The following is a 280-nucleotide window of genomic DNA, read 5'->3' on the forward strand; positions in this document are numbered from 1 at the left end:
GGGCTATGCAGCCAGTCCGCAACTGAGCTTAGATGGTCAACGCTTGGCCTACCTTAATGGTCGCAAGGCGGCGGTGATGACGCTGGCTACTGGGCAAGTTATCAATCTAGCCGAAACGGGTCTTGATGAACCCGCTCGTCTGTCACCTTCCGCGCAGTATGCCGTCTATCCCACCAAGCTTGCACAAGTGGGCAGTCAAAATGGCGGCAGCTTGGTCATTCATTCATTAACAGGTAATACAAGCTATGCCATTGGCAGTAAGACGGGAGGCGTCGTACGC

At 54.3% G+C, this 280-nt stretch carries 1 protein-coding gene; it reads left to right on the forward strand.

Annotation, left to right across the window (positions count from 1 at the left end):
- On the forward strand, positions 1-280 hold a 280-nt coding region (locus tag AAEZ03_RS26985), incomplete at both ends, for a TolB-like translocation protein (RefSeq protein WP_350582882.1).

Source organism: Pseudomonas sp. HY2-MNA-CIBAN-0224, from assembly GCF_040310285.1.
GTDB lineage: Bacteria > Pseudomonadota > Gammaproteobacteria > Pseudomonadales > Pseudomonadaceae > Aquipseudomonas > Aquipseudomonas helleri.